We start from the raw sequence: 7,389 nt of genomic DNA, 5'->3' as shown, positions 1-7,389 counted from the left end.
AGGCCGGCGCCCGAGACGATGAAGGAGGCGCAGGTAGAGACATTGACCGAGCCGGAGACGTCGCCGCCGGTGCCGACGATGTCGACGGCGTCAGGCGGCGCCGTCACGGTCAGCATCTTGGAACGCATCGCCGTAACCGCGCCGGTGATCTCGTCCACGGTCTCACCGCGCACCCGCAGCGCCATCAACAGGCCACCCATCTGCGAGGGCGTGGCCTCGCCGGACATCATGGCGTCGAAGGCGGAAGCGGCCTCGTCACGCGACAGGCTGGCGCCGGTCGCCACTTTTCCAATGATCGATTTCAGGTCGTCCATCGCGTGCTTTCAACTCACTGGTTCGCGCCGGTCACCTGCGCGAAGGCGGCCTGATTAATGGTGGTCCCGATGTCGGTTTCAAGCCTGTTGACATAGGAAGCGACCTGCTCCTCGGTCTGGGCGCGGTCGAGGCTCTCCTTCAGCTTCTTGAACGCGTCGGAGGCGGCGTCGACTGTGGGATCGACGATGTCGGTGACGCGGAAGACGACCACTTCGCCGCCGCCGCTGACAGCCGTCTGTCCGACGCCGTCCTTGGCGGTGCGGAAGGCGGCCGACACCACGGCCGCGGGCACGCCAGCGGGAGAATCGTCGCGCTTGAAGCCGGTCGCGGTCTCGACCTTGGCGCCGATCGATGCCGCTTCATCAGCGAGCTTGCCGCCCGCTTCGAGCTTCTGCACCATCTCGGTCGCCTTGGCCTTGAGCTTGGCCGCGATCTGGTCCTGGCGCCAGCGCGCCTCGACCTGGTCGCGGACCTCGTCGAGATTGCGGTCGCGCGAGGGCGTGATGGCGAGCACGTCGTACCAGACATAGCCGCCCTTGAACGAGATCGAGTCGTTGTCGACGCCGACATCGGTGTTGAAGGCCTGCGACACCACGTCGAGGCCTTGCGGAATGTTGGCGAGCGGCTGGCCGTTCGGGGCGCGTCCGGAGCGGTCGACGGCGTCGATGGTCACGGCGGTGAGGCCGAGCTTCTGCGCCGCGTCGATCACGCTGGAGCCGCCGCCACGCTCGTCTTCCATCTTGTCGCGGAGATCGGCGACCTTGACGCGCGCGCGCTCGGTGGCGATCTCGCGCTTGATGTCGCCGGCAAGGCTGGCGTAGTCCGCCTCTTTGCCCGGCTCGATCTTGTCGACCTTGACGATCGCGACGCCAAGCCCGCCCTGGATCGGTTGGCTGATCTCGCCGACGGGAAGCGCGAAGGCGGCATCGCCGACTGCGGCAGCGAGCGAAGACTTGGTCACGAGCCCGAGGTCGACGTCGGAGGCGCTTAGCCCGCGCTCCTTGCCGAGGTCCTCGAACGACATTCCGCCGACGAGGCGCTCGCGTGCGGCCTGCGCGTCGGCGACGTTCGGAAACACGATCTGCTGGATTTGGCGCTTCTCCGGCGTGCCGAGCCGGTCCTTGCGCTGCTCGAACATTTTCTTGGCGTCCTCGTCCGACACCTCGGTCCACTTGCCGATCTCCTCCGGCGAGACCGCGACGAAGGCGATCTTGCGATATTCGGGCGCGCGGAACTGGACCTTGTGATCCTCGAAATAGGCGGCGAGCGTCTCGGGTGAGGGCGCGTCGATCTGGCCTGCCTGGGCGGCGTCGAGCTTGACGAACTCGATGGCGCGCTGCTCGTTCTGAAAGCGCGTCAGCACGTCGAGCATGGTCTTCGGCGGCTCGAGGCCGGCACCGATCGTGCCGGTGATCTGCCGGCGCAGCGACACCTTGCGCTGTTCGGCAACGTAACGCTGCTCGGTATAGCCGAAATTGCGGATCACGGCCTGGAAGCGGTTCGCATCGAAATTGCCGCCGACGCCCTTGAAGTTGGGATCGTTCATGATGAGCTGGCGGATCTGCTCGTCCGACTGACCGAGCCCGAGCCGGCGCGCCTCCTCGTCGAGGGCGGCCTCCGCGATCGTCTGCTGCAGCACCTGGCGGTCGAGGCCGAAGGCACGCGCCTGATCGGGCGTCAGCGGACGGCCGAACTGGCGGCTGATCTGTTGCAGGCGGTCCGTGTAGATCTGGCGGAACTCGTTCAGCGAAATCTCGGTGCTGCCGATCTTGGCCACCGTGGACTGTCCGAATCCTTTGAAGATGTCGGCGATGCCCCAAATGCCGAAACTGACGATCAACACGCCCATCACCACGGCCATAATGGTCTTGCCGAGCCAGTTTGATGAGGCCTTGCGCATTCCTCGAAGCATTTGGTCCAACTTGTTTGAGCAGGAAGGGGAACGGGAGCGCGTCTTAATGCAGATTCAGCAAAAGCGCCTCACCAAATTGATCAATCATCATAAAGTGGTGGCTTTCCCCCCGCAACCTCGGCCCATGCGGCCTCGCGAAGCCGTTAAAGAGCTTTGGTCTCTGGAACTGCGGCAGGTCCTCTGCTAGCGCATGCACAACCCTCATCTTGCTGGAAGTTAATATGACCGATGCCATCCGACCGCTGATCGCCGGCAACTGGAAAATGAACGGCCTGAAGGGCTCGATTGCCGAATTCGACGCCATGCTCAATGGCGCGGCAGAGGTGGCCGCCAAGGCTGACCTGTTGGTCTGCCCGCCCGTGACCCTGGTAGCGGCCTTCGCCGGGAAGGCGGCGGGCAAGAAGGTCGCAGTAGGAGCCCAGGACTGCCATCCCAAGGCCTCCGGCGCGCACACCGGCGATATTGCCGCCGAAATGCTCGTGGATGCGGGCGCAACCGCAATCATCGTCGGCCATTCCGAGCGGCGTGCCGATCACGGCGAGGGCGATGCCCTGATCCGCCAGAAGGTCGAAGCCGCCTGGCGCGCCGGGGCGACGGCGATCGTCTGCGTCGGTGAGACGCAAGCCCAGCGCGACGCCGGTCAGACCCTGGACATTCTGCGCGGGCAGCTCGCCGGCTCGCTGCCTGATGGCTCGACCGCTGCGAATCTCATCGTGGCCTATGAGCCGGTCTGGGCGATTGGCACCGGCCTGACCCCAACAGCCCAGGATGTTGAGCAAATTCATGGATTTATCCGGGAGCTCCTGACCTCGCGGTTCAAGGCCGACGGTGCCAGAATGCGCATTCTGTATGGCGGTTCGGTCAAGCCCTCGAATGCGGCCGAGCTGATGGCGGTCAAGAACGTCAATGGCGCTCTGGTCGGCGGTGCCAGCCTGAAAGCGGCCGATTTCCTTGCGATCGCGAAGGGCTGCCCCTAGCTAACCCCAAAGCACGGATCCGGACCTGATCGGGGGTGGCAATACCCCCTCCGATCGTGTAACACCGCGCAACTTCAGGAAAACCCGCGAAGCGCGATCGGCCGCCGTCAGGCGCCGCCCGCTTGTGACGGAAGGGCACTATGCAGACTGTTGTCATCGTCATCCACCTCATGATCGTCGCCGTCATGATCGGCGCCGTCCTGCTCCAGAAGTCGGAAGGCGGCGGCCTCGGCATGGGCGGGGGCGCGGGCTTCATGTCGAGCCGCGGCACCGCGAACCTTTTGACGCGGACCACCGGAATTTTGGCTGCAGGCTTCTTCCTCACCAGCATGTTCCTGTCATGGCACGCGGGCTACAGCCGTGCGCCGTCATCGATCATTGGCACGCCGGCCTCGCAGACCCAGCCGGGCGGCGGATCGCCGATCGCGCCGCCGACCTCGGGCGGCATCCTGGATTCGCTGAAGAAGGCCGACGAGCAGCAGCAGGCCCCGGCCCCGAGCGGCCCGCAGGTGCCGCGCTCGCAATAAAGCAGGGGGGCCATGCAGGGCGGCTGCTACCGTCCTGCATCAAAAATCTCCATCAAGGCACTGTCACCACTCTTAGTTTTGGCTCACCCACAGGCCCGCAGAATCTTTGGGGCGGAATACGAATCGCTTTGGCGAATCGAATTCGAGGGATTAGAGGTTAAGTCCCATGGCGCGGTACATATTCATCACCGGCGGCGTGGTTTCTTCGCTCGGCAAGGGTCTGGCTTCAGCGGCACTCGGTGCGCTGTTGCAGGCCCGGGGCTACAAGGTCCGCCTCCGCAAGCTCGACCCCTATCTCAACCTCGATCCCGGAACGATGTCGCCGTATCAGCACGGCGAAGTGTTCGTGACCGATGACGGCGCGGAGACCGATCTCGATCTCGGTCACTACGAGCGCTTCACGGGCCGGCCTGCGACCAAGCAGGACAACATCACCACGGGGCGCATCTACCAGGACATCATCTCCAAGGAGCGCCGCGGCGATTATCTCGGCGCGACCATCCAGGTGGTTCCGCACGTCACCAACGCCATCAAGGAATTCGTCCTCTCCGGCAATGACGATTACGATTTCGTGCTGGTCGAGATCGGCGGCACCGTCGGCGACATCGAGGGCCTGCCGTTCTTCGAGGCGATCCGCCAGCTCAAGAACGAGCTGCCGCGCGATCACGCCATCTACATTCACCTCACGCTGCTGCCTTACATTCCGAGCGCCGGTGAATTGAAGACCAAGCCGACGCAGCATTCGGTGAAAGAGCTGCGCTCGATCGGCATCCAGCCGGACATCCTGCTCTGCCGCACCGACCGCGAGATTCCGAAGGAAGAGCGGCGCAAGCTGGGGCTGTTCTGTAACGTGCGTGAAAGCGCCGTGATCGAGGCGCGCGACGCCGACAGCATCTATGCCGTGCCCGAGGCCTATCACGCGGCGGGCCTCGACGATGAAGTGCTTGCCGCCTTCGGCATCGGATCGCGAATCCCGCCGGTGCTCAAGAGCTGGCAGCAGATCAACGAGCGCATCCGCAATCCCGAGGGCGACGTCACCATCGCGATCGTCGGCAAATATACCGGCATGAAGGATGCGTATAAGTCGCTGATCGAGGCGCTCTCGCATGGCGGCATCGCCAACAAGGTGAAGGTCAATCTCGACTGGATCGAGAGCGAGATCTTCGAGAAGGAAGATCCGGCGCCGTTCCTCGAGCACGTCAACGGCATTTTGGTGCCGGGCGGATTCGGCCAGCGCGGCGCCGAAGGCAAGATCCGTGCGGCGCAGTTCGCGCGTGAGCGCGACGTGCCGTATTTCGGCATCTGCTTCGGCATGCAGATGGCGGTGATCGAGGCGGCGCGGAATCTCGTCGGCATCGAGGACGCCAACTCCACCGAGTTCGGTCCCACCAAGGAGCCTCTGGTCGGCCTGATGACGGAATGGCTGCGCGGCAACGAGCTCGAGAAGCGCTCGCAGGCCGGCGATCTCGGCGGCACGATGCGGCTTGGCGCTTATCCCGCGGCATTGAACCGCGGCAGCCGCGTCTCGCAGGTCTATGGCGGCGCCACCGAGATCTCCGAGCGCCACCGCCACCGCTATGAGGTCAACACCGCCTACAAAGACCGCCTAGAGCAGCACGGCCTGAAATTCTCAGGCCTGTCGCCCGACGGCGTGCTGCCTGAGATCGTCGAGTACGAGGATCATCCCTGGTTCATCGGCGTCCAGTTCCACCCCGAACTGAAGTCGCGGCCTTTTGAGCCGCATCCGTTGTTCGCATCGTTCATTCAGGCGGCGATGGTGCAGAGCCGGCTGGTGTAGTGCTTTCTCCGCCTTTGACGATCGCTCGGTTTGTTGCGACAACTCCTTGCCGCAAGAACAACAATGCAGGGAGTGAACTCCGATGATCTACGAAATGCGCGTCTATCGCTGTGTGCCCGGCCGGCTGCCGGCGCTCTTGAAGCGGTTCGAGACCGCCACGCTGAAGATCTGGGAGAAGCACGGCATCAAGCAGGCCGGGTTCTTCACGACCTTGATCGGTGAATCCAACCAGGAGCTGACCTATTTCCTGGCGTGGGACTCGCTCGCCGAGCGCGAGAAGAAGTGGGGCGCGTTCATGACCGATCCGGACTGGATGAAGGCGCGCGCCGAGAGCGAGGCCGACGGCCAGATCGTCGGTAACATCGTCAGCCAGATCCTGACGCCGACTGCCTTCTCGGCGGTCAAGTAGCGATCCTTGCCGCAGCGGGGAACTCTGGGCGCAACCCTGATATTCGAACGGCCCGGGCCGAATGGGGTTGATCCGACCCCCATGGCGGCTATGGTCGCGCCGAAACGAGGGATTGGCCTTGAGCTCTTCGCATTCAGCGGCGTCGGTCGTCACCATTGGCACGGTCAAATTCGGCAATGATCTGCCGATCGCGATCATTGCCGGGCCGTGCCAGCTCGAAAGCCGCCAGCATGCGCTGGAGGTGGCCACAGCGCTGAAGGAGATCGCCGCGCGGCTGAACATCGGCCTCGTCTACAAGACCTCCTTCGACAAGGCCAACCGCACCAGCGCGTCGGCGGCGCGCGGGCTGGGCCTCGCGCAGTCGCTGCCGATTTTCGCCGAAATCCGCTCCTCGCTCGGTCTGCCGGTCCTGACCGACGTGCACGATGCCACGCAGTGCGCCGAGGTGGCGCAGGCGGTTGATATCCTGCAGATCCCGGCCTTCCTGTGCCGGCAGACTGATCTCCTGCTCGCTGCCGCTGCGACCGGTAAGGTCGTCAACGTCAAGAAGGGCCAGTTCCTGGCGCCGTGGGACATGGCGAATGTCGTCACGAAGATCACGAGTGCCGATAATCCCAACGTGCTCGTCACCGAGCGCGGGGCGTCTTTCGGCTACAACACGCTGGTCTCCGATATGCGCGCGCTGCCGATCCTGGCGCGCACCACCGGCGCGCCTGTCATCTTCGATGCCACCCATTCGGTGCAGCAGCCGGGCGGGAAGGGGACGTCCTCGGGCGGCGAGCGCGAATTCGTGCCGGTGCTGGCACGCGCGGCCGTTGCGGTCGGCGTTGCCGGCGTCTTCATCGAGACCCATCCCGACCCTGACAGCGCGCCGTCCGACGGGCCCAACATGGTGCCGCTGCGCGAGTTCGAGGGGCTGATCGCCAGGCTGATGGCGTTCGACGCGCTCGCCAAGAATCCGCGCTGATGCAGCAAGGCGAGGCGCGGCCGCAAGATCACGGTCTGCCGACAGCGCTCTACGTCATCTCAGGCGCAAGCTTTGCCGCAGCGTTATCGGCGCGCGCGCTCGATCCGGTGCTGCCGCACGTCGCCGAGGATTTTGGCGTCAGCATCGCGACCGCCGCGGGCTTTGCCGCGGTGTTCGCCTTCACCTTCTCGATCATCCAGCCCATCGTTGGCGCCGCCGCCGATCTGTTCGGCAAGACGCGGCTGATGATCGGCTGTCTCGCGCTGCTCGGCCTTGCCAACATCCTGGGCGCGCTCTCGTCCTCGTTCTCGGTTCTGTTCGCGACCCGCATCCTCGCCGGCATCGGCTCCGGCGGCGTGTTTCCGGTGGCGCTGAGCCTGACCAGCGATCTCGTCGGGCCCGAGAAGCGCCAGGTCGCGATCAGCCGCACACTTGCCGGCGCGATGACCGGCAATCTGCTCGGCGCCTCGGCCTCCGGGCTGAT

7 protein-coding genes and 1 pseudogene are annotated in these 7,389 nt (G+C 64.7%); 6 read left to right on the top strand and 2 right to left on the bottom strand.

The window, feature by feature from the left end:
- Positions 1-314, bottom strand: a pseudogene (locus tag MOV74_RS26415) (anthranilate phosphoribosyltransferase); the annotation flags it as partial.
- Between the two features lie 14 nt (positions 315-328).
- Positions 329-2,227, bottom strand: a complete 1,899-nt coding sequence (locus MOV74_RS26410; protein ID WP_246929333.1) for a SurA N-terminal domain-containing protein — start codon at positions 2,225-2,227, stop codon at positions 329-331.
- 221 nt (positions 2,228-2,448) lie between these two features.
- On the opposite strand from MOV74_RS26410, the gene tpiA reads away from it, so the two are divergent.
- From tpiA to MOV74_RS26380, 6 genes are all read left to right on the top strand, one after another.
- The gene (gene tpiA, locus MOV74_RS26405; RefSeq protein ID WP_246929327.1) at positions 2,449-3,204 is read left to right on the top strand and encodes a triose-phosphate isomerase; all 756 of its coding nucleotides are present in this window, start codon (positions 2,449-2,451) and stop codon (positions 3,202-3,204) included.
- 140 nt (positions 3,205-3,344) lie between these two features.
- Positions 3,345-3,731: a preprotein translocase subunit SecG gene (gene secG / locus MOV74_RS26400; protein ID WP_246929325.1), complete on the top strand. Its 387-nt coding sequence runs from the start codon at positions 3,345-3,347 to the stop codon at positions 3,729-3,731.
- 166 nt (positions 3,732-3,897) lie between these two features.
- Positions 3,898-5,529 (top strand): CTP synthase, encoded by a 1,632-nt coding sequence (locus tag MOV74_RS26395; RefSeq protein WP_246929318.1) that lies wholly within the window; start codon positions 3,898-3,900, stop codon positions 5,527-5,529.
- Positions 5,530-5,611: 82 nt separating this feature from the next.
- Positions 5,612-5,938, top strand: a complete 327-nt coding sequence (locus MOV74_RS26390) for an NIPSNAP family protein (RefSeq protein ID WP_028136196.1) — start codon at positions 5,612-5,614, stop codon at positions 5,936-5,938.
- A gap of 118 nt (positions 5,939-6,056) precedes the next feature.
- On the top strand, positions 6,057-6,905 hold the full coding sequence (kdsA, locus tag MOV74_RS26385; RefSeq protein WP_246929316.1) for a 3-deoxy-8-phosphooctulonate synthase: 849 nt from the start codon (positions 6,057-6,059) through the stop codon (positions 6,903-6,905).
- Positions 6,905-7,389: MFS transporter (locus tag MOV74_RS26380; protein ID WP_246929314.1), on the top strand; the 485-nt coding region annotated here is incomplete at its 3' end. The genes kdsA and MOV74_RS26380, both read left to right, overlap by 1 nt.

The sequence above is a fragment of the Bradyrhizobium sp. SHOUNA76 genome (genome assembly GCF_023006445.1).
Taxonomy (GTDB): domain Bacteria; phylum Pseudomonadota; class Alphaproteobacteria; order Rhizobiales; family Xanthobacteraceae; genus Bradyrhizobium.
This window is presented reverse-complemented; position numbering and strand designations above follow the sequence as displayed.

Coding starts and splice junctions, on each gene's coding strand:
- MOV74_RS26410 (WP_246929333.1), bottom strand. CDS start 2,227: ATGCTTCGAGGAATGCGCAAGGCCTCATCAAACTGGCTCGGCAAGACC.
- tpiA (WP_246929327.1), top strand. CDS start 2,449: ATGACCGATGCCATCCGACCGCTGATCGCCGGCAACTGGAAAATGAAC.
- secG (WP_246929325.1), top strand. CDS start 3,345: ATGCAGACTGTTGTCATCGTCATCCACCTCATGATCGTCGCCGTCATG.
- MOV74_RS26395 (WP_246929318.1), top strand. CDS start 3,898: ATGGCGCGGTACATATTCATCACCGGCGGCGTGGTTTCTTCGCTCGGC.
- MOV74_RS26390 (WP_028136196.1), top strand. CDS start 5,612: ATGATCTACGAAATGCGCGTCTATCGCTGTGTGCCCGGCCGGCTGCCG.